Annotated in this window: 21 protein-coding genes and 3 tRNA genes; 8 read left to right on the forward strand and 16 right to left on the reverse strand. The window is 71.6% G+C overall.

The window, feature by feature from the left end:
• Nucleotide 1 precedes the first annotated feature (1 nt).
• The 4 genes from FHU34_RS27645 to leuC form a co-directional block, all read right to left on the reverse strand.
• Entirely contained in the window at nucleotides 2–1936 is a 1935-nt protein-coding gene (locus FHU34_RS27645; RefSeq protein ID WP_145785127.1) for an endonuclease/exonuclease/phosphatase family protein, read from the reverse strand.
• 139 nt (nucleotides 1937–2075) lie between these two features.
• Nucleotides 2076–2759 carry an HU family DNA-binding protein gene (locus FHU34_RS27650; protein ID WP_208745087.1) on the reverse strand — a complete coding sequence of 228 codons (684 nt, stop codon included), beginning with the start codon at nucleotides 2757–2759 and terminating at the stop codon, nucleotides 2076–2078.
• Nucleotides 2760–2931: 172 nt separating this feature from the next.
• Nucleotides 2932–3519, reverse strand: coding sequence for a 3-isopropylmalate dehydratase small subunit (gene leuD / locus FHU34_RS27655; protein WP_145785129.1), 588 nt, complete (start codon nucleotides 3517–3519; stop codon nucleotides 2932–2934).
• Between the two features lie 14 nt (nucleotides 3520–3533).
• Entirely contained in the window at nucleotides 3534–4979 is a 1446-nt protein-coding gene (gene leuC, locus FHU34_RS27660; protein ID WP_145785130.1) for a 3-isopropylmalate dehydratase large subunit, read from the reverse strand.
• A 49-nt stretch (nucleotides 4980–5028) separates the two neighbouring features.
• Between leuC and FHU34_RS27665 the strand changes: the two genes are divergently transcribed.
• Nucleotides 5029–5715 carry an IclR family transcriptional regulator gene (locus tag FHU34_RS27665; protein ID WP_007456408.1) on the forward strand — a complete coding sequence of 229 codons (687 nt, stop codon included), beginning with the start codon at nucleotides 5029–5031 and terminating at the stop codon, nucleotides 5713–5715.
• 271 nt (nucleotides 5716–5986) lie between these two features.
• On the opposite strand, the gene FHU34_RS27670 is transcribed toward FHU34_RS27665, so the two are convergent.
• From FHU34_RS27670 to FHU34_RS27685, 4 genes are all read right to left on the reverse strand, one after another.
• Nucleotides 5987–6059, reverse strand: a tRNA-Glu gene (locus FHU34_RS27670).
• A gap of 153 nt (nucleotides 6060–6212) precedes the next feature.
• A tRNA-Glu gene (locus FHU34_RS27675) sits at nucleotides 6213–6285 on the reverse strand.
• 135 nt (nucleotides 6286–6420) lie between these two features.
• Nucleotides 6421–6492, reverse strand: a tRNA-Gln gene (locus FHU34_RS27680).
• A gap of 108 nt (nucleotides 6493–6600) precedes the next feature.
• Entirely contained in the window at nucleotides 6601–7404 is an 804-nt protein-coding gene (locus tag FHU34_RS27685) for a fumarylacetoacetate hydrolase family protein (protein WP_145785131.1), read from the reverse strand.
• Nucleotides 7405–7578: 174 nt separating this feature from the next.
• Between FHU34_RS27685 and FHU34_RS27690 the strand changes: the two genes are divergently transcribed.
• Nucleotides 7579–9066 (forward strand): hypothetical protein, encoded by a 1488-nt coding sequence (locus FHU34_RS27690; protein ID WP_145785132.1) that lies wholly within the window; start codon nucleotides 7579–7581, stop codon nucleotides 9064–9066.
• Between the two features lie 35 nt (nucleotides 9067–9101).
• The gene (locus tag FHU34_RS27695; RefSeq protein WP_145785133.1) at nucleotides 9102–10004 is read left to right on the forward strand and encodes a 3-methyladenine DNA glycosylase; all 903 of its coding nucleotides are present in this window, start codon (nucleotides 9102–9104) and stop codon (nucleotides 10002–10004) included.
• Here FHU34_RS27695 and arfB read toward each other — a convergent pair.
• The 7 genes from arfB to FHU34_RS27730 all read right to left on the reverse strand — a co-directional run bounded on the left by arfB (nucleotide 10001) and on the right by FHU34_RS27730 (nucleotide 15702).
• On the reverse strand, nucleotides 10001–10426 hold the full coding sequence (gene arfB, locus FHU34_RS27700; protein WP_145785134.1) for an alternative ribosome rescue aminoacyl-tRNA hydrolase ArfB: 426 nt from the start codon (nucleotides 10424–10426) through the stop codon (nucleotides 10001–10003). The genes FHU34_RS27695 and arfB overlap by 4 nt on opposite strands.
• Before the next feature lie 136 nt (nucleotides 10427–10562).
• A complete protein-coding gene (locus FHU34_RS27705) occupies nucleotides 10563–10859 on the reverse strand; it encodes a hypothetical protein (protein ID WP_145785135.1) in 297 nt (98 codons plus the stop codon).
• An 87-nt stretch (nucleotides 10860–10946) separates the two neighbouring features.
• Nucleotides 10947–11831, reverse strand: a complete 885-nt coding sequence (locus FHU34_RS27710) for a S1C family serine protease (protein ID WP_145785136.1) — start codon at nucleotides 11829–11831, stop codon at nucleotides 10947–10949.
• A 36-nt stretch (nucleotides 11832–11867) separates the two neighbouring features.
• Nucleotides 11868–12827 (reverse strand): VWA domain-containing protein, encoded by a 960-nt coding sequence (locus FHU34_RS27715; protein WP_145785137.1) that lies wholly within the window; start codon nucleotides 12825–12827, stop codon nucleotides 11868–11870.
• Complete coding sequence (locus FHU34_RS27720; protein WP_145785138.1) at nucleotides 12824–13837, reverse strand: DUF58 domain-containing protein; 1014 nt, start codon at nucleotides 13835–13837, stop codon at nucleotides 12824–12826. Before FHU34_RS27720 ends, FHU34_RS27715 begins: the two co-directional genes overlap by 4 nt.
• Complete coding sequence (locus FHU34_RS27725) at nucleotides 13834–14883, reverse strand: AAA family ATPase (RefSeq protein ID WP_145785139.1); 1050 nt, start codon at nucleotides 14881–14883, stop codon at nucleotides 13834–13836. Before FHU34_RS27725 ends, FHU34_RS27720 begins: the two co-directional genes overlap by 4 nt.
• A gap of 309 nt (nucleotides 14884–15192) precedes the next feature.
• A complete protein-coding gene (locus FHU34_RS27730) occupies nucleotides 15193–15702 on the reverse strand; it encodes a hypothetical protein (protein WP_145785140.1) in 510 nt (169 codons plus the stop codon).
• Between the two features lie 364 nt (nucleotides 15703–16066).
• On the opposite strand from FHU34_RS27730, the gene FHU34_RS27735 reads away from it, so the two are divergent.
• Complete coding sequence (locus tag FHU34_RS27735; RefSeq protein WP_244312016.1) at nucleotides 16067–17041, forward strand: endonuclease/exonuclease/phosphatase family protein; 975 nt, start codon at nucleotides 16067–16069, stop codon at nucleotides 17039–17041.
• Nucleotides 17042–17159: 118 nt separating this feature from the next.
• On the opposite strand, the gene cimA is transcribed toward FHU34_RS27735, so the two are convergent.
• On the reverse strand, nucleotides 17160–18743 hold the full coding sequence (cimA, locus tag FHU34_RS27740) for a citramalate synthase (protein ID WP_145785142.1): 1584 nt from the start codon (nucleotides 18741–18743) through the stop codon (nucleotides 17160–17162).
• A 313-nt stretch (nucleotides 18744–19056) separates the two neighbouring features.
• Here cimA and FHU34_RS33140 point away from each other — a divergent pair, with 313 nt between their 5' ends.
• From FHU34_RS33140 to FHU34_RS27755, 4 genes are all read left to right on the forward strand, one after another.
• Nucleotides 19057–19233: a hypothetical protein gene (locus FHU34_RS33140; protein WP_167524914.1), complete on the forward strand. Its 177-nt coding sequence runs from the start codon at nucleotides 19057–19059 to the stop codon at nucleotides 19231–19233.
• A gap of 2 nt (nucleotides 19234–19235) precedes the next feature.
• On the forward strand, nucleotides 19236–19787 hold the full coding sequence (gene ahpD, locus FHU34_RS27745; RefSeq protein WP_145785143.1) for an alkylhydroperoxidase, AhpD family: 552 nt from the start codon (nucleotides 19236–19238) through the stop codon (nucleotides 19785–19787).
• A 107-nt stretch (nucleotides 19788–19894) separates the two neighbouring features.
• A complete protein-coding gene (locus tag FHU34_RS27750) occupies nucleotides 19895–20353 on the forward strand; it encodes a PRC-barrel domain containing protein (RefSeq protein WP_145785144.1) in 459 nt (152 codons plus the stop codon).
• Nucleotides 20354–20408: 55 nt separating this feature from the next.
• Nucleotides 20409–21155 carry a tyrosine-protein phosphatase gene (locus tag FHU34_RS27755; RefSeq protein ID WP_244311859.1) on the forward strand — a complete coding sequence of 249 codons (747 nt, stop codon included), beginning with the start codon at nucleotides 20409–20411 and terminating at the stop codon, nucleotides 21153–21155.
• Nucleotides 21156–21199 lie beyond the last annotated feature (44 nt).

A 21199-nucleotide genomic window follows, 5' to 3' on the forward strand; every position in this document is an offset into this window, starting at 1 on the left:
CTCAGCGGGGCGGCAGGGTCACTGTCACCGCGACCGGCAGGTGGTCACTGGCAGTGCTGCGGGGCGCGACCGGGTCGCTGGGGGTCAGACCGGCCGAGACGAAGATGTGGTCGATCTGCTCGCGGGGGTCGTCTGCGGGGCTGGTCGCCAGCGGTCGGGCGGCAGCCAACGCGTCGACCAGACCGGCGGCCGTGAACTGCTCGAACGCCTCGTCCCCCGGCTCGGTGTTCATGTCGCCCGCCACCACCAGCGGTCGGCCGGCGGCGTACCGGATGGCGAAGTCGGCGACCGCGCGGGCCTGGACCACCGGGCCCTTCCCGGGCGGCGGTTGCAGGTGGGTGCTGACCACCGCGGTACGGACACCGTCGCTGAGTTCCAACGTCACGCCGAGGGCCTGCGCCCCGGTGGGCGCCCCGACGGCTGGCAGCGGGAGGCTCCGCGCGTCGTCCATCGGCCAACGGCTGAGCACGGCGTCACCCCACACCGGGTCGGCCGCCGGCGCGAAGACGTACGGCATGCCGAGCCGGTCGGCCATCACGTCAAGGGTGTCGTGCCCGCCGTTGAGCAGCCAGGCCCGGTCCACCTCGCTGAGCAGCACCACGTCGGGGCGTTGCCGCTCGACCACCTCGGTGAGCCCGGTCAGGTCGAACCGGCCGTCCAACCCGAAGCCCATCCGGATGTTGTACGCCACCACGGTGAGCCGCTCCGGTGGGCCGTCCCGGTTGCTGGCCACCGGAACCTCGTCGGCGACCACCGGTGCCAGCAGCGCCAGCGCGGTGACCACCGCGGCAGCCCGTAGCGGCGAAAACGGCCCGGGGAGCCACTGGACGACGGGTTGGGCGGTGAACGCCACGACCGCGACCAGACCGGCCACCACCGCGGGCACCGCCGCGTTGGGGTACCCGAGGTCGTAGGCGGAGTAGTACCCGACCGCCCCCAGCGCGAAGACCAGCATGCCGATGGCCACCGCGTACCCCCGGCGGGCCGCCGCCGCGCTGGTGACGTCGCTCGTGGTTCCGCTGCCCGCGCCCGTCGGTTCGGTCTCCGCCGTCTCGTTGGGGCGGTTGGCGTCGTCGGTCAGGGCGAGGCAGGCGCCGAGACCGACGGCGGCCAGCAGGACGGCCGGGACGAGCAGGTCGCCCCGGTCGCTGGCGAACAGCAGCGCGCCCACCAGCAACGCCAGCGGCCCGTACGCGCGGCCCCACCCCCGGGGTGGCCGGGTCGACGCGGTGAACAGGAACGCCGCGACCGCGACGGGCACCGGCGCCAGGCCGAACAACGGCGAACCCGCCACACCGTCCCCGGCGAACAGGTACGACATCCCGGTCCGGGCCAGCGCCGGGGAGAGTGCCACCATTCCGGCCAGCAGCAGCGCCGGACCGGCCAGCAGCCAGGCCCGCGCGCCACCGTCACCACCACCGGCCAGCGCTACCGGCTGCGCCGTGCCGAGCAGGAACAGCAGCACCACGACGGAGCTGAACAACCACGCCACCCAGGTGCCCCACCAGACCACGTCGACGGTGTCCCACAGCGCGTGCAGGGCCGCGTTGACAGCGAAACCCAACGCCAGCCCCGGAACCGGACGGTCGGTGTCGGCGGCGACGCCGACCAGCCAGACCAGCCCGGCGAGCAGACCGGCGGTGGCCAACCAGAGCTGCGTACGCCCGCCCGGCGCGGCGGTGAGTGCGAGCCGGGCGAGGGCGAGCACGACGGCGGCGACAACCACGACCGGTCGGGCACCGACCCGGCGGACCACCGCGGGCGCGCCCAGCGCGAGTACGAACCAGCCGAGGGCGAACGCGCCCATCAACTCGGCCGGGGTGGACGCCGCCTGGCCGAAGATGGTGATGATGCCGGGCAGCCAGACCCGCAGCACGTCGATGAGGAGGATGACGCCCAGCGCGAGCGTCCCGGTGGTGAGCTGGCGATAGCGCACCGGCGCCCCATTTCCCGTCGACGGGCCGGCGGAGGGGGCCGGCACGGCGATTCTGCGCGAGCGGACCGAACGGGTCAACGGTCCACGTACGCCGAAAGGGCGCCCACCAACGGGTGGACGCCCTTTCGTAGTGGGTCGGTCAGCGCTTGCTGGCCGCCTTCTTGGCCGGAGCCTTCTTCGCCGGCGCCTTCTTTGCCGCCGTGCTCTTGCTCGCCGCCGCGGTGGTCTTCTTCGCCGCGGTCGACTTGGTCGCCGCGGTGGTCTTCTTCGCCGCGGTGGTCTTCTTGCTGGCGGCCGTCTTGGTCGCCGTGGTGCTCTTGCTCGCCTTGGCCGGGGCGGTCTTCTTGCTGGCGACCGTCTTGGTCGCCGTGGCGGTCTTGCTCGCCTTGGCCGGGGCGGTCTTCTTGCTGGCCGCCTTCGCCGTGGTCGCCTTGGTGCCCGCCGCCTTGGCGGTGGCCGCCTTGGTGCCGGTCGCCTTCGTGCCCGCCGCCTTGGCCGTGGCGGTGCTGGTGGCGGTCTTCTTCGTCGCCGCCGCGGCCTTCGGCACCTTGCCGCTGGCCACCATCTCCTTGAACCCGGCGCCGGGGCGGAAGGTCGGGACTGACGTCTTCTTGACCTTCACCGCCTCGCCGGTACGCGGGTTGCGCGCTGTTCGCGCGCCACGCACACGCTTTTCGAATGCTCCGAATCCGGTGATCGCCACCTTCTCGCCCTTGGTGACCGCCGCCTGGACCTCGGTGAGGACCGCGTCGAGCGCGGCCGTCGCCATCTTCCGGTCCCCCAGGCGAACGGCGAGCGCCTCGATGAGCTCGGCCTTGTTCACGACTTCCTCCCGATTGTGCAACTGACTCGACGCGAGCCATTCTGCGCGCACGTTATGCCCTGTGCTGCCTAGACACAAACATTCGGTAGAAAAAAGCCCTTGTGTCGCAACGGATTCACCCCCACCGGTTGGACCGATGGGGGTGAAATTCGCTGTGTGAGCGGGCGTACGGCTATGCCACGGAGGGCAGGAACGGCAGTCGGCGCGCCTCGTACGAGTCGATGTCGGCGGCGTGCCGGAGGGTTAGTCCAATGTCATCGAGACCCTCCAGCAAGCGCCACCGGCTGAAGTCGTCCAGCGGGAACGACCAGCTGGACTCCCCCGCCCGGAGCTGCCGGGCGGTCAGGTCGACGGTCACCGGAGTGGTCGGGTCCGACTCGACCAGATCCCACAACTCTTCGACGGCTTTCAATTCCAACTCGACCGGCAACAGGCCCTCCTTGAGGGCGTTGCCCCGGAAGATATCGCCGAAGCGCGGAGCCACCACCGCGCGGAAGCCCCAGTCCCGCAGTGCCCACACGGCGTGTTCCCGGGAGGAGCCGGTGCCGAACTCCGGGCCGGCGATGAGGATCGACGCCCCGGAATAGCTTTGATCGTTGAGCACGAATGCCGGGTCTTCCCGCCAGGCGCTGAACAGCCCGTCGGCGAAGCCCGTCCGGGTCACCCGCTTGAGGTACACGGCGGGGATGATCTGGTCGGTATCCACGTTGGACCGGCGCAGCGGCACGGCGGTGCCGGTGTGGGTGGTGAACTTGTCCATCTCCTCGGTCCCTTCTACAGGTCGGCGGGGGCGGCCAGCCGGCCGGCCACGGCGGTGGCGGCGGCGACCGGCGGGGAAACCAGGTGGGTACGCCCACCCCGGCCCTGACGGCCCTCGAAGTTGCGGTTCGAGGTGGAGGCGGAACGCTCGCCCGGCTTCAACGTGTCCGGGTTCATCCCCAGACACATGGAGCAGCCGGCGAACCGCCACTCCGCCCCGGCGTCGGCGAAGACCTTGTCCAGCCCCTCGGCCTCGGCGGCCTCCCGCACGGCGGCGGAACCGGGCACCACGAGCATCCGCACGCCGTCGGCGACCCGGTGACCACGAAGCACGTCGGCGGCGGCCCGCAGGTCCTCCAGACGCCCGTTGGTGCAGGAGCCGACGAACACCACGTCGATCGGCAGTTCCCGAAGCGGCGTGCCGGGACGCAGGTCCATGTACTCCAGGGCGCGGCGCGCGGCGGCACGCTCCGAGTCGGTGAGGAACTCCTCCGGGTCCGGCACCGGCGCGCTCAGCGGCGCGCCCTGCCCGGGGTTGGTGCCCCAGGTGACGAACGGCGTGACCCGGCTGGCGTCCAGGGTCACCTCGGCGTCGAAGCGCGCGCCCTCATCGGTGGGCAGCGTCCGCCACCACGCCAGCGCCGCGTCCCAGTCCGCGCCCTGGGGCGCGTTCGGGCGACCCTTGAGGTACGCGAAGGTCGTCTCGTCCGGCGCGATCATGCCGGCCTTGGCGCCCCACTCGATGGACATGTTGGCGATGGTCATCCGCCCCTCCATGGAGAGGGCCTGGATCGCCTCGCCGCGGTACTCGACGATGTGCCCGCGCCCCCCACCGGTGCCGACCTGGGTGATCAGCGCGAGCACCAGGTCCTTGGCGGTGACGCCGGGGGCGAGGCGGCCGGTGACGTTCACGGCCATCGTCTTCGGCCGGCTCTGCGGCAGCGTCTGGGTGGCCAGCACGTGCTCCACCTCGCTGGTGCCGATGCCGAAGGCGAGCGCGCCGAACGCGCCGTGGGTGGCGGTGTGCGAGTCGCCGCAGACGATCGTCATGCCCGGCTGGGTGACACCGAGCTGCGGGCCGATCACGTGCACGATGCCCTGGTTGTCGTCACCGAGCGGGTGCAGCCGCACCCCGAACTCGGCGCAGTTACGGCGCAGCGTCTCGATCTGCGTACGCGACGTGGGGTCCGCGATGGTGAGCAGGTCACCACGGCGGAGGCGGAACGCCGGGTCGGCGTACCCGGTCGGGGTGTTGTGGTCCTCGGTCGCGAGGGTCAGGTCGGTACGACGCACCCGGCGCCCGGCGAGCCGCAGCCCGTCGAACGCCTGCGGGCTGGTCACCTCGTGCAGCAGGTGCAGGTCGATGAAGAGCAGGTCCGGCTCACCAGCGGCGGACCGTACGACGTGCGCGTCCCAGACCTTCTCGGCCAGGGTCCTCGGCTCAGGAGTGACTCCCACCATCTGGACATCCTAAATTCTGGGAGGTAAGTTTCGGCTTGTGGGACACAGTATGAGCGGTGTCGGCGTTCTCGACAAGGCGGTGGTCATCCTGGCCGCCTGCGTCGACGGCGCCAGCCTGGCCGAACTCGTTGAACGCACCAAGCTGCCCCGAGCCACCGCACACCGGCTGGCGCAGGCCCTGGAGATCCACCGGATGCTGGTCCGGGACACCCAGGGCCGATGGCGACCGGGCCCCCGGCTGGGCGAGCTGGCCAACGCGGCGCCGGACGTCCTGCTGACCGCCGCCGAGCCGCTGCTCGCTGCGCTGCGCGACGCCACCGGTGAGAGCGCCCAGCTCTACCTGCGCCGCGCGGACGAGCGGATCTGCGTGGCGGCGGCGGAGCGGGCCAGCGGCCTGCGGGACACGGTTCCGGTCGGCTCGGTGCTGCCGATGACGGCCGGCTCCGCCGCCCAGATCCTGCTCGCCTGGGAGCCGCCGGAGGCGGTGATGCCGTTGCTGCCGCGCAGCAAGTTCACCGGCCGAACCCTCGCCGAGGTACGCCGCCGCGGCTGGGCGCAGAGCGTCGCCGAACGGGAGGCCGGTGTGGCGAGCGTCTCCGCCCCGATCCGCGACCGTACCGGCCGTGTGATCGCCTCGGTCAGCATCTCCGGCCCGATCGAACGCCTGGGCCGCCGCCCCGGCGAACGCCACGCCATGGCCGTAGTAAGAGCAGGCCAACGCCTGTCCGGCCTCTAACCCCGCACCGCACCGCACCAAGATCCGCGCAACATCCCCGATGTTGCTGCCTCTGACGCGCGGGAGGCCGCAACATCCGCGATGTTGCTGCCTCGCGGCGGAGGGACCCCCGCCCCCTCCGGTGATCAAGAGGTTTGCGTCACGACACGCCGGCAGCGGTGACGCAAAGCTCTTGATCACCGGGAGCGCGGGAGCGGGAGGGTGCGGGAGCGGGAGGGTGCGGGGTACGGGAAAGGCTCGCCTCGCGACAGCGAGACGAGCCTTTTCGTTGTAGCCCCGACCGGATTCGAACCGGCGCTACCGCCTTGAGAGGGCGGCGTCCTGGGCCACTAGACGACGGGGCCAGAACTTCTTCCGTTCACCACCCTCGCGGGCGGTGCGGCAGTAGTCTAGCGGCACCGCCCGCGAGCGCGAGCACGGGGTGGGTGCCACCCCGGCACGCCCTCAGCGGACACGAAACAGCCCGCCTCACCAGGTGAGACGGGCTGTGCACGATGTAGCCCCGACCGGATTCGAACCGGCGCTACCGCCTTGAGAGGGCGGCGTCCTGGGCCGCTAGACGACGGGGCCAGAACAACTTTCGCTCCCCCACCCTACGCGGGCGGAGGAGCTGCACTCTGCCGGAGACCACTCTCCGCCCCCGGAGGGGCGGAGTCGAACTCCGTCAGAATCCAGCGTCTGAAATTCTTACGAATTCCAGCAGCGCTGGGGTACCAGGACTCGAACCTAGACTAACTGAACCAGAATCAGTCGGGCTGCCAATTACCCCATACCCCATTGGCCCCTTGCGGCGCCGGGAGTGAACTTTACCCTCCCGGTGCCGACAGGCCAAATCCGATCCCCCCGTACCGCCCGTGAGCTGCGGAAACAGGGGCATCAGACGAATCAGGCGACGGGGACCACCGGGTTGGTGAGCTCGCCGATGCCCTCGATCCGCACGGTGACCGTATCCCCCTCGACGAGCGGGCTAACCCCGGCCGGAGTGCCGGTGAGAACGACATCGCCGGGCAGCAGGGTCATCACGTGCGAGATGTACGACACCAGGCCCGGTACGTCGAAGACCATGTCCTTCGTCCGGCCGAGCTGGCGTACCTCCATCTCCTCCGGGTTGCGACCCACCTCACAGCGGATCTCCAGGTCGGAGACGTCCAGACCGGTGGTGATCCACGGGCCGATCGGGCAGAACGAGTCGAAGCCCTTGGCCCGGGTCCACTGCCCGTCCGAGCGCTGGAGGTCCCGCGCGGTGACGTCGTTGGCGCAGGTGTAGCCGAAGATCGCGCGTTCGGCGGCGGCCCGGTCGGCGCGGCGCGCGCCCGGCGCCCCGATCACGACCGCGAGTTCCGCCTCGTGCTCGACCTGCTTGGAGAAGATCGGCAGTCGGATGGCGTCCCGGGGACCGATCACCGAGGTGGACGGCTTGAGGAAGAGCAGCGGCTCCTTGGGCACGTCGTTGCCGAGCTCGGCGGCGTGGTCGGCGTAGTTGCGGCCGACGCAGACGACCTTGCTGGGCAGGATCGGCGAGAGCAGCCGAACGTCGGAAAGGGCCCAACGGGCCCCACTGAAGGAGAGATTGCCGAACGGGTGGCCCTCGATCTCGGCGATGGTCAGGCCCTGCGGCCCGGCCTCCGGTTCGCCTTCGACGGCACCGAACGACATTCCCTTGGCATGGGCGAAACGAGCGATACGCACCCAGCCAATCTAGCCCCGCCGACACCCCGACCGACCAGGACCGGCCGCCGGGTGTGCTCAACCCGTCACCGCGCGGCACCCTATCGGAGCAGGAGGTGAGCGGGGCGGTCTTCCGGACTTCGTACCCGCACGGAGGCGGCTCGCCCCTACCGTCGGCTCCGGAGGTTCGTTCGTATGCCTGCATCGACACGACACCACAGAGCCCTCGCAGTGTTCGTACACTGCCTCGGCATCCTCGCCGCCGTGCCGGCCCTGCCGGCGGCGGCACCGGAGGCGGCGGCCACGCCACGACCACCGGCGGCCACGCCACGACCACCGGCCGCCACGCCACAACCGACGGCCGCGCCGCCGCCCGGCGCCGCGACGCCACGACCGAGCGCCGCAGGGCCGTCGGCGGAGGCGTCCACGACCGGGACACCCGGGCCAGCCGCCACCCGACCGCCGGTCGCGATGGTCGCACGGGTGACCGAGCCCACCCCGCCGTCGGCGCCGCCGGCGATGGCACCACCGTCCCGGGCACCGGCGTCGGCCCCGCCGCAGCAGGTCACCGTCGCGGTCGCGCCGGAGAACAGCCCGGCACCGAGGTACCGGATCCAGGTCCGCAACGTGGGCAACGCGCCGGTGGAGACCACTGTGCGCCAGGAACTGCCACCCGGCTCGTCGCCGACCGCGATCAGCGGCGGCGGCCGGTCCACCCGGGCCGGGGGTTCCGCCACCGAGGTGACCTGGCGGTTGAGGTTGCCGGCACACAGCTCCACCACGCTGGGCACGGCACTCGCCGCGACCGCACCCGGCCAACCACTGACCGCCCCGGCCTGTGCGTTCACCAGCGACGGCACCCGGCCGTACGACTGCGCCACGGCCACCTGGAAGGCGGCCGCGGCACCGGCGGCCGAGGTCACCGAGGCACCACCCTGGCGGCGGTACCCGGTGCTGCTCGCCGGGTTGGCGGTCCTGCTGCTGATCAGCGCGGCAGTGGTGTGGGTGTGGCGACGTCGGCGTGGGCGTCGGGTGACGGCCGCCGCGCTGGCGGGCAGCGGTGGGCCGGGCGGTGGACGGGGGACGATCTACCCGCGGCCGGCGACCCCGGGGCCGACGAGGCGTCGGCGTACCCCACCGGTCTGGTTGTTGGTGGGCGCCGCCGTCGCGGTGCTGGCCGGCGTCGTCGGCACCGCCGGGTGGACGGCGACCCGGCAGGTCTCGCAGATCGACACGCAGAAGCAGCCGACCAGCGGCGCGTGGATGGGCACCGGGGTGGCCGGGCCGGTGGGCGTGCCGCTGCGGGAGTCGGCGTTCGAGTTCACCGTGTACCGGATGTCGTGTGGCGCGCCCGGCTCTGCCGGAAAGGCCGACGGCGGTGCGGCACCGGCCAACGGTCGACGCTGCCAGGCCACCGTGGGCGTGCGCAACGTCACCGGCGACCACCAGCCCTGGCACGGTCAGCTGCAACGGGCGTACCTGCCCGGCGGGCGCTGGGTGAGCACCGACGAGCCGGCCACCCGGGCGGCCAACCTGGGTCGGGACGTCTTCGCCGACCCGATGGCGGCGGGCACCCGGATGGTGCTTCCGCTGGTCTTCACCGTCGACGGCCGGGATCCGCCCCAGCAGTTGGAGTTGCGCAGCGGGGTGTTCTCCGCCGGGGTTCGGGTGCAGATGCCCTGACCGCGCGCGCGGGCGGCGGTCGTACCCTGGGATGCGTGACCGCCGCCCTCGCCCCCGCCGTGCTCGACGCGGCGGAGTGGCAGGCCCGTCGGCGGACCCACGAGGAGCGGATGGACGTCTGGCTGACGCCGCACCTGGCCCGCCGCCGGCGCGGTGAACGGCATCCGGTGGCCGACTTCCTGTTCACCTACTACTCGCACCGCCCGGCCCAGCTCCGTCGCTGGCATCCGGGGGCCGGGGTCGAGCTGCACGACGCCGACCCGGCCGAGTTCGGCCGGGACTACCGCGCCACCGCCGCCGGGGTCACCCTCGACACCGATGCGGTACGCGCACGGCGCGGCGAGTCGATCACCTGGATCCGCTCCCTGTTGGCAGCCACCAGCGGGCGGGCGCCACACCTCGGCTGCTTCGGGATGCACGAGTGGGCGATGGTCTACCGGCAGACCCAGGCGGAGCTGCGGCACAACGCCTGGCCACTGCGACTGAGCCCGGAACGGACCGCCGCGGTCGTCGAGGAGCGGGGTGTGCGGTGCAGCCACTTCGACGCCTTCCGGTTCTTCACACCGCCGGCCCGCCCGTTGAACCTGCTCACCCCGACCCGGGAGACGCAGCACGCCCTCGAACAGCCGGGATGCCTGCACGCCAACATGGACCTGTACAAGTGGGCGTACAAGCTGTCCCCGCTGGTCGGTTCGGAGCTGGTGGCCGACGCGTTCGAGCTGGCCACGGAGATCCGCACACTGGACATGCGGGCCAGCCCGTACGACCTGGCGGCACTCGGCTACCCGCCGGTGCGGGTGGAGACCCCGGAGGGTCGGGCGGAGTACGCGGCGACACAACGGGCCTTCGCGGACCGGGGCGCTGTTCTGCGCGCCCGGCTGCTCGCCGCCGTCCCGGCTGAGCCGGTCGACTCGCCCGGCGAGGAACGGCCGTCCTAGTCGCTGTCGGCGCGGCGGTCGCGCTTGCGCTGGGACTGGCGCTTCTTCTCCGCCAACCGGCGTTCCTTGGCCCCTCGGGACGGGCGGGTCGCTCGACGGGCCGGCGGTGGGGGCGCGGCGGCCTCCCGCAGTAGGGCGGTCATCCGTTCCCGGGCCGCCTCCCGGTTTGCCAGTTGGGCCCGGTGCTCGCTGGCGGCGATCGTCAACACCCCGTCGACCAGGCGATTGGCCAGGCGAGCCAACGCCCGCGACCGCAGCGACTCGGGCACGGCCGGCGAGTTGGCCAGGTCGTAGCTCAGCTCGACCCGGGAGTCCGCGGTGTTGACCCCCTGCCCTCCCGGCCCCGAGGAACGGGAGAAGCGCTCCCGCAGCTCCCCGGCGGGGACGACCCACCGGTCGGTCACCCGCAGTCCATCGTCCACGCCCTGAGGCTATACGGCGAGGCCGGTTACCCGTCCCCAAGATCCGCACAACATCGGGGATGTTGGTGCCTCCCGCCTGCCAGAGGGAGCAACATCCCGGAAGTTGTGCGGATCTTGGCGCGGCGCGGGCGCAGGCCTAGCGGCGCGGACGTTCACTCTGCGTCGGGGACTGGCCGGGCGTCGGCCCGGCGGTCTCCTCGTCCGAGCCGACCGCCGCGTACGCCACCGCGCCGAAGAGAAGCAGAGCGATCACCCCGGCCTTGACGGCGACACCACGGATCAGCAACCAGGCGCCTCGACGGGCGCCCGGCACCGATTTCTTGACGGTCTGGTAATCGTTCCACCCGCGTCGTGCCCGGGCGTACGCCGACCCCACTGCACATCCGATGAACAGGCCCACCAGCAGGAGGACCGCGAGAAGAGGACGCTCCACCTCAGCCAGTATCCATACCGACCGTAATATTTCCATGGCCCGATGCTGTGGGGCCGGATATCTGACACTGGAGGCTGTCCGGGCAGCTCAGCCGCCCTTGCCGATGATTGTGTCGGCGGTCTGCTGCACCTGGTCGATCGGGATGGCGAACCCGATGCCAATCGACCCGTTGCCGTCGATGGTGGCGATGGCGGTGTTCACGCCGACCACCTCGCCGCGGGCGTTGACGAGGGGCCCACCGGAGTTGCCGGGGTTGATGGACGCGTCGGTCTGCACGGCGGTGTGCCGGTTGTCGCCCAGTCGCACCTCACGGTCCAGGGCGCTGACGATGCCCGCGGTGACCGTCCCGGCGAGACCGAGCGGCGAACCCACCGCGAGGACCGGCTCGCCGACCCGTGTCGCACCCGGTTTGGCCAGGGGCAACGGGGTCAGACCGGCCGATGCCGGGACCTTCAACACCGCCAGGTCGCTGCGGGGCTCCCGTCCGACCACCTCGGCGGCGAAGCGGCGGCCGTCGGGCAGTTCTACTGTCACCGGCCCGCCGCCACCCTTGGCCAGGATGTGGTCGTTGGTGATCAGGTGCTGCTGGTCGTCAACGGCGAATCCGGAGCCGGTCGCGGACGCGCCGTTCACGGATCCGCCGGTCGCGGAACCAGCAGTCGTGCCGCCGGCCAGCACCGACACCACCCCGGGTACGGTCCGTTCGGCCGCCGTGACCAGCTCGGCCGGCACCGGGGCGGCGGACGCGGCGGACGCGCCGGGATCGCCGTACTGTCCGGCGACCACGCCACCGGCGACGGCGCCCGACACTGTGGAGATCGCCACCACGGCCAGCGCGGCGAGCAGTCGTCGGGACCGTCGCCCGCCCGGTTCACGCTCGGGCGGCTCCCACCAGCCGCGCCCGTCCGGGCCGAGTTCCGGTGAGATGAACCAGGGACCGCGCGGTTCGCCCAGTCCGGTCTGCACTGCCATACGTACTCCTCACGGTCGACGTCGGTGGTGCGGCGATCAGGGCAGTCGGGAGAACCAGCGCATCGAGCCGGCGGCGGCACCCATCGCGAACACCAGTCCGAGACCGATGAACCGGGCCGAGACGTCCTGCCGTTCGGTGCGGTAGCCGACCGAACTGCCGATGTCGTCGTAGACGGCGCGCAGCTCGTCGGTAGTGCTGGCCTCGTGGAACATGCCGCCGGTCTCCTCGGCGACCGCCTTGAGGGTCTGCCCGTCGACCGGAACCTGGATGGGTCGTCCGCCGCGGTCCACAAACCCGGACGGTGTTCCGAACGAGATGGCGTGCACCGGCACCTCCGCCGTCACCGCCTCCGCCGCCGCCTCCATCGGGTCCATCCCGGAGGTGTTGGCGCCGTCGGAGAGCAGGATGATCCGCGCCGGTGGCGGCTCCTTCGCGGCTTCACTGTCCAGGCTCTTGACCGCACCGAGGGACGTGTTGATCGCCTCGCCGATCGCGGTGCCCTGCACACCTGTGATGCCCTCGGCGAGCCGTCCGATCCCCTCGTCGAGGGCGTCCCGGTCGGTGCTCGGCGGCACCAGCACCGCCGCGCTGCCCGCGAACGCCACCAGGCCCACGTTGAACTCGTCGGGCAGGCCCTCCACGAAGCGCCGGGCCGCCTGTTTGGCGGCGGCCAACCGGTCCGGATCCACGTCGGTGGCGAGCATCGACGTGGAGACGTCCACCGCCACCATCACCGTGGCGCGTTCCCGAGGCACCCGGACCTCGGCGCTGGGTCGGGCGAACCCGACCACGAGCAGCGCCAGCATGGCCAGGAAGAGCCCGGCCGGCACGTGTCGACGCCAGGCGGGCCGCTCCGGCGCCACCCGGTCCAGCAACCGCAGGTTCGTGAATCGGACGGCGTACCGGCTTCGCCGGCGCTGCACCACCAGGTACGCGACAACCAGGGCGAGCACACCGAGCAGCAGCCAGAGCCGCAGCGGCGACTCCCAGATCACGCGACACCTCCCCGTCGCTGGCCGGCCGGCGCGGCGGCGAGCCGACGCTGGGCGTGCACGTGCCGGACGATGTCCGCGCTCCAGTCCCCGTCGGTGCGCAGCGGCAGGTGCGTCGCCCCACTGCGGCGCAACGCCTTCTGGACCTGCTCGCGCTGGGCAGCGGCGGCCTGGGCGTACCGCTCGCGCAGCCTGCAGTCCGATGTGGACACCTCGCGGCAGCGGCCGGTCTCCGGGTCGACGAGCGTGATCAGGCCGACGTCCGGCAACTCCAGCTCACGCGGGTCGGTCACCTCGATGGCCAGCACCTGGTGCCGGGCGGCCAACCGGCGCAGCGTCCGCTCCCAGGGCGCCTGCTCGTCGGGGTCGTCGGGCAGCCCGTCGAGGAAGTCGGAGACCACCACGACCAGGCCTCGCCGGTTGGCGATCCGGTGCAACGCGTCGAGTCCGTCGGCCAGGTCCGGCAGGCCCTCCGCGGGCCCGCGCCCCGCCCGGTCGGCGGGTGCGGTGGCACGTGGGGCGGCGAGCAGCGTGCGGAGCAGAGCAAGCAGATGGGTACGTCCGCTGCGGGCCGGGAAACGACGCACCCCGTCGGCACGCAACACCTGGGCTCCGAGGCGGTTGCCGACGCCCGCGGTCAGGAAGCCGACCGCCGCGACAGCGGCCACCGCCAGTTCCCGCTTGTCCAACTCGGCGGTGCCGAACTCCATGCTGGCGCTGCCGTCGACGAGCAGCCAGGTGGTGAGTTCACGGTCGGCGTCGACCTGCCGGACGTGTGGCACGGCGGTACGGGCGGTCACCGCCCAGTCCATCCGGCGTACCTCGTCCTCGCCCGGCCGGTACTCGCGGCTGCCGGCGGGCTCGCTGCCCGGGCCGGGCAGGAGGCCACGGTACTGGCCGTGCAGCAGACCGTTCAGTCGGCGCGTGACGGTCAGTTCCAGGCGACGCAGCCGCTGGTCGGGGGCCAGCTCGGCCAGGCCGGGGTCAGCCGGCGCGACGTGCGCTCGTCTCATGCCGCCGCCAGGTCCGGCGCCTGCTGTGGCTGCCCGTGGGCCAGCCGAGGTGGTGGCACCGCCTCGACCAGCCGGCGCACCACGCTCTCGGCCGAGACCCCGTCGGCCACCGCGTCGAAGGAGAGCACCAGCCGATGGGCGAGGACGTCGACGGCCAGTTCCCGGATGTCCTCGGGCAGCACGTACTCCCGCCCGCGCAGCAGGGCCTGCGCCCGGGCGGCCGCGACCAGGCCCAGGGTGGCCCGAGGGCTGGCCCCGTACGCCAGCAGCGGGGCGATCTCCGGTAGCCCGAACCGGCCCGGGTCGCGGGTGGCGAGGATCAGCCGCACCACATACTCGGCCAACGCGTGGTGGACGAAGACCCTCTCCGCGTGGGCCTGGAGGTCCCGCAGCCGTTCGGCGTCGAGCACCTGGCGCGGGTTCGGCCGGTCGGTGCTCATCCGGTAGAGGATGGCGAGCTCGTCGGCGTCGCTCGGGTAGTCGACCACCACCTTCATCAGGAACCGGTCGCGCTGTGCCTCCGGGAGCTGATAGACCCCCTCGGACTCGATCGGGTTTTGGGTGGCCAGGACCAGGAACGGTGACGGGACGGGCCAACTTCGTCCGCCGATCGAAACCTGCCGTTCGGCCATCGCCTCCAGCAGCGCCGACTGGACCTTGGCCGGGGCGCGGTTGATCTCGTCGGCCAGTACCAGGTTGGCCATGATCGGGCCCAGCTCGATGTCGAAGGTCTCCTTGGAGGCCCGGTAGATCCGGGTGCCGACGATGTCGGAGGGGACCAGGTCCGGAGTGAACTGGATCCGCGAGAAGGTGCCACCGACCACTGTGGCGAGGGTCTGCGCGGCCAGTGTCTTGGCCACGCCGGGAACTCCCTCCAGGAGGCAGTGCCCGTTGGCGATCAGTGCGGTGAGCAGGCGTTCGACGAGGCGATCCTGCCCGACGATCACGCGTTTGACCTCGAAGAGGGTCTGTTCCAGCTCGACGCCGGTCGGTTCGGGATCGACCGCGCTGGGCATGCTGGCCAGGGTGTCCGAGATGTCCGTCACGGTGCTTGCTTCCCGGGCAGGTGCCCGGCAAACGTCGGATTGTGCGGCCCGGACCGGTCCGGAGTGGCCGGAATGGGGATGAATTGCACGCAAGCGTGACGATCGGCGCAAGGCACCGCGAGAACGGCTGATCGACTCGGTCTTTCGGAAACCGCGGTGTCCGCCTGCCCAGCACACCCCGACTTCCGGAAAGCCGAGTCGATCAAGCCTGAGCACGGCGACGAGCGGGAGGGCTGCGGACCGGGCGGTACGCGGGCGACCAGCACGCGGCCCCCGCGCATGAGGCGCGGGGGCCGGGCGTCGATTCGGTCAGGGTGTGTGGGTGAGCAGGGTGAAGCCCAGGTTGGCCGGCACCCCGGCCGAGTTGCGGGTCTGCACGAAGACCGCGTTGGGTGTCAGCAACCGCGGAGCGACCGAGACCTCCCCGCCCGGTGGGATGCAGCAGGAGCCGGACAGGGAGAGGGTGGCCAGGAAGGCACCGGCCGAGACAGTGTGGCCGAAGATCACCTCGTACTCGCCGACGCCGTACTTGACCACCGTGCCGCCACCGCGCGCCTTGGTGCCGTTGGAGTTGACGACGGTGAAGACGTTGGTAGCCACCAGCGGGGTCGCCGCACTCGCCTTCAGCGCGGACTTCGCGATACGCGCCGACTCGGCGCTGACCGGTGGCTGGGAGTTCGTGCTCCGCGCCGCCGGCTGGGCCGCCTCCTGCGGCGCCTTCGCCGACGGCTGGGCGATAGCGATGCCCCCGCCGGCGAGACTGAGGGCCAGGACAGCGAATGTGACCGCTGCCACCTTACGTCGGAAGAATGAGCTCATGACAGGTCCCCCTTGTGTGACCGGGTGAATTCGGCCGACCCGCGGGGCGGGACGGATGGCTGCCCACTAATAGGCGAGGCGGCGGCAGGGCGAAGGAAAGCGCTTCACCTACCCTCGGTGAGGTCAATTTCTCAACGATTTACACCCCGTCTGAGCTGGTGTTACTACTCAGAGTTGCGTCGCTTGAGCCAGATGGAACGTAGCACCGGAAAAAGCCGGGAGTCAATAGTTGATCTCACTTTGTCGAGCTGTCAATCAGCCGTCAATAAATTGTGAAAGGTGAGCGCTGCGCCATTCATGAAATAGTGCCAGGCGTGCCGCCGCTATGATCACCGCCATGATCGTCGACGCTCCACCCGCACCGATGTCGAGGCGGCACCGCAGCGCTCGGCTCGGCACGGCGCTCTGTTGGCTGGTGGTCGTCCCGCCCGCCCTCTGGGCCGCCCTCCGGCTGATCGGCCTGGACCGCGGGCCGCTGGTGCAGGCGCTCGCCTTCACGCCGTACGTCGCAGGCTTCAGCGTGCTCGCCCTGAGCCTCGCGCTCGCCCTGCGGCGCTGGTGGCCGGCGGCCCTCGCGGCCCTGGCGGCGGCGGCACTGCTCGGCGTCGTCACACCCCGTGCGCTGGCCTCGCCGCAGCCGGCGGCGGGCGGGCCGACAGTGCGGCTGCTCACCGCCAACCTTCTCGCCGGCGCCGGCGACGCGCGGACCCTCACCGAGCTGGTCCGGCGGTACGACGTGGACGTGCTCACCGTTCAGGAGTTCACACCGGAGGCGCAGGCCGCCCTGGATCAGCTCGGCCTCGACCGGCTGCTACCCCACCGGCAGCTCAACGCAGAGGTCGGCACACCCGGCTCCGGGCTCTATTCGCGGTGGCCGCTGGCCGACGTCGGACTCCGGCACAACCGCAACGGCTGGGGCTTCACCCAGGCGTACGGCACGGTGGCCGTTCCCGGTGCGCCCCCGGTCCGCGTCGAGTCGGCCCACCCGTCGGCGCCGTACGCGGTGGACCAGGTCGGCGCGTGGCGTGCCGACCTGAAGGCTCAACCACCGGCCACCCCGGACGGTGGCTTGCAGATCCTCGCCGGGGACTTCAACGCCACTCTCGACCACGGCCCGCTGCGGGCCCTGCTGAGCACCGGCTACGTCGACGCCGCCGACGCCACCGGGGAGGGCCTGATCGGCACCTGGGGCCCGTACGACGGTGACCTCATCCCACCGGTCACCATCGACCACGTGCTCGTCGACAGGCGCATAGCGGTCCGCGCGGTGAAGGTGCTCGCCCTGCCCGGCAGCGACCACCGTCCCGTCCTGGCCACCCTCACCCTCCCCCGCCCCTAACCCCCGCCCCCGACTCCCGCCCCCGACTCTGGTCGATCATGGAGTCGTGGTGGGCGATTTAGCAACGTAAACCCGTTTTGTGACCGCCACAACTCCATGATCGACCGGGCGGGGTGGGTTAGACGGGGGTGGGGGCCAGGCCGTAGGTGAGGGCGTCGACCAGGGCGTGCCAGCTGGCCTCGACCACGTTCGGGTGCACGCCGACCGTGGTCCAGTCCCGGCCGGCGCCGTTGGCGGTCTCCAGCAGCACCCGGGTCACCGCGCCGGTGCCGTGGCTGCCCTCCAGGATGCGCACCTTGTAGTCGGCCAACTCGAAGTCGCGCAGCTGTGGGTAGTGCCGGGCCAAGCCCACCCGCAGCGCCTCGTCGAGGGCGTTGACCGGGCCGTTACCCTCGGCGGTGGCGATCACCCGCTCACCGCGCACCCGGATCTTGACGGTCGCCTCGGAGACCACCGCGCCGTCCTCGCGGTGCTCGACCAGCACCCGGTACGACTCCAGTGTGAACGGTCGAGCCGGGCCGCCTTCCGGCAACTCGGAGCGGACCAGCAGCTCGAAGGAGGCGTCCGCTGCCTCGAAGGACCAACCACCCGCCTCCAACTCCTTGACCCGCTTGGTGACCCGGGTCAGCGCCTCCGGGCTGCCGGCCAGGTCCAGGCCGAGCTCACGACTCTTCAGCTCGACGCTGGCCCGGCCGGCCATCTCGGTGATCAGGATCCGCATGTCGTTGCCCACCACCGACGGGTCGACGTGGTTGTAGAGCAACGGGTCGACCTTGATCGCGCTCGCGTGCAGCCCCGCCTTGTGGGCGAAGGCGGCAGCCCCGACGTATGCCTGGTGGGTGTCGGGGGCGATGTTGGCGATCTCGGCGATGGCGTGCGAGACCCGCACCATCTGCGCCAGGCAGCCGTCCGGTAGGACGGTCAGGCCCAGCTTGAGTTGAAGGTTGGCGACGACCGCGAAGATGTCGGCGTTCCCGGGGCGTTCGCCGTACCCGTTGGCGGTGCCCTGGACGTGGCGGACACCCGCCTCCACAGCGGCGATCGTGTTGGCCACCGCGCAGGAGGTGTCGTTCTGGGCGTGCATGCCGAGCAGCCCGGCGTCGATGCCCAGCTTGTCGGTCAGGTCGGCGATCACGGCGGTCACCTGGGACGGCAGCATGCCGCCGTTGGTGTCGCAGAGCACCATCCGCTCGGCGCCGGCGGCGAGCGCGGTCTGCACCACCGCCGCGCCGTAGGCGGGGTCGTGCCGGTAACCGTCGAAGAAGTGTTCGCCGTCGACGAAGACCCGCCGGCCCTCGCGGACCAGGTGGCTGACGGTGTCGTGGATCATCGCGAGGTTCTCCGCGCCGGTGGTGCGCAGGGCGCGCTCGACGTGCCGGCTGTCGGCCTTGGCGACCAGCGCCACCGCCGGGGTCTGCGCGTCGAGCAGGGCCTGCACCTGGGGGTCGTCGGCGACGGCGACGCCTGCCTTGCGGGTGGCGCCGAACGCGACGAGCACAGCGTGCCGCAGGTCCAGTTCGGTACGCGCCCGGCGGAAGAACTCGGTGTCCTTCGGCACCGCGCCCGGCCAGCCGCCCTCGATGAAGCCGACACCGAACTCGTCGAGCAGCCGGGCCACCGCCAGCTTGTCGACCACCGAGTAGGTGAGCCCCTCGCGCTGGGCGCCGTCGCGCAACGTCGTGTCGTAGACCTGGAACGTCATCAGGATCCTTTCTCGGAGCAACAAAAAGACCCCCCGCGGATGCGGGAGGTCTGCGCGCTCGGCGGAGGGGGGCCGGCGCGCTAGGTCGCAATAATCAGGTCGGTGCTGTTCACGACCGCAACTCTGCCACCCCGCCCCGGATTTGGGAGGAACAATCCACATGGCGGGACGGTTACTGAGGGTTCGTTCAGTGCGAAACGCTGCTCGTGATCGGCTTCACAAGCCGCCAGGCCGCTCACCGGCGGGAACAGCGGTGGGGAAGCATCGGTAACGGATCCGATGATGGCCACCGCGCCATCGGCAAGGAGGACCTGTGCTCACCGTCAGTAACCGCTTACCTGAGCACAGCCTCACCGCCTGGGTATCGCTGGACGTCACCAACGCGTTCACGACGATCAACCACGCGTCCCACGAGGGCAAGTGGCGTGGGGTCTCCGTCGGGTCGATCGACGTCACAGTCGTCGGCCCGACGGAGATCGCCGGGGTCTGACCATGGGCCTGGACGCGATCAGGGCGGCCCTCCCCGAGTACGCCAGGGACATCGCGCTCAACCTGGACACCACCATCGGCACCTCGCTGCTGACCCCGGCGCAGGCCTGGGGTGCCGCGCTGGCGTGCGCGGTGACAGCCCGGAACCCGGTGGTGCTGCGGGAGATCGCGGCCGAGGCGCTCGGGCACCTCGGGCCGGAGGGTGTGGAGGCAGCCAAGGCCGCTGCCGCGATCATGGCGATGACCAACGTCTACTACCGGGCCAAGCACCTCATCGGTGACGAGCGGTACGCCTCGATGCCGGCCCGGCTGCGGATGCGGGTCACCGCCCGACCCGGCGTGGACAAGGGTGACTTCAAGGTGTGGTGCCTCGCGGTGTCGGCGATCGCCGGCTGCGGGGTGTGCCTGGAGGTGCACGAGAAGTCGCTGCGCGACCGCGGCTTCACCGGAGAACAGGTGCACGAGGCACTGCGGATCTCCGCCGTGGTGCACGCCGCGGCGGTCACCCTGGACGCCGAGGCGGCCCTGGCCGGAGGAACCACACCCTCCGCCTGAGCACCGCAGCCCTCCCGCCGTTTCCATCCCCCGACAGCCGGGTAGCTCCCGTGGGGGAATGCACCCACCGACGCCGCGACGATCGGCGACAGTCAGGAGTGAACGGCATGGACAGGATCGATCCGCACGCCACCCACGCCGGGCCGGACCCGCTGCACGGCGGCGACCAGGGCGCGGTGCCCGGCGGTGCGCCCGCCGGCACCTTCGACCCCTGGCGCTACCGGGATCACGCCGGGGTGGCTGACGCCGACCTGGTCGGCTACAAGGTCGAGGCCACCGACGGCGGAGTCGGCAAGATCGACAGCGCCAGCCACGAGGTGGACGGCAGCTATCTGGTCGTGGACACCGGCCCGTGGATCTTCGGCAAGAAGGTGATGCTCCCGGCCGGCACCGTCAACCAGGTCGACCACGACCAGCGCACCGTCTCCGTCGACCGCACCCGGGACCAGATCAAGGCCGCCCCGGAGTACGACGAGACCAGCCACAGCGACCCGAGCTACCGGGATCGGCTGGGTGGCTACTACGACGAGACGTACGGCGCCCTTCCGCCTGGCACGGCACGCTGACGGTTCGGCTCGACGGCCGGTGGGGCACGGACCCACCGGCCGTTACCGTGTGAGCGTGGACGCCATCGACGACAGCCGCCAGATCTCCCTCCCGGCCACCTTCAACTTCCGCGACGTCGGTGGCTACCTCGGCCACGGCGACCGGTCCGTACGCCGGGGCCGCCTCTACCGCTCCGACTCGCTGCACCGCCTCACGGAACAGGACCGGGACGCGTTCGCCGCGATCGGCGTCCGCACCGTGATCGACCTGCGCCGCCCCAGCGAGGTGGAGCGCGACGGCAGGGTGCCGGCCTACCAGGGGCTGACCTACCGGCACATCCACCCGGAGCACGACGACTGGGCGGGTACGCCGCACGAGGAGGGCGCCAGCCTCGCCCGGTACCTCGCCGACCGTTACGCCGACCTGGCCCAGACCGGCACCGCCGGGCTGGCCGAGGCGGTCGGGCTGATCGCCGACTCCGCCAACGCCCCGGTGGTGGTGCACTGCGTCGCGGGCAAGGACCGCACCGGCATCGTCTGCGCGTTGACCCTCGCCGTGCTCGGCGTCGACGACGCGGACATCACCGCGGACTACGCGCTCAGCAGCGAGGCCTCCGCCCGGTACAGCGCCTGGCTGGCCACCGTCACCCCGGGCGGGGTGGACGTGCCGGCGCCGTTCCTGGCCTCCCCCGCCGAGGCGATGCAGATCTTCCTCGACGAGCTGCGGGCCGGGCACGGGTCGATCGAGGCGTACCTGCGGCACGCCGGGGTGACCGACGAGCAGCTCGCCGCCCTCCGCGACCACCTGCTCGACGAGGCGTAGACCCAGCGAGGTTGGCCTGTCCGCTCGGACGGGCCAACCTCGCG

The sequence above is a fragment of the Micromonospora taraxaci genome (assembly GCF_007830095.1).
In the GTDB taxonomy this organism is placed as follows: domain Bacteria; phylum Actinomycetota; class Actinomycetes; order Mycobacteriales; family Micromonosporaceae; genus Micromonospora; species Micromonospora taraxaci.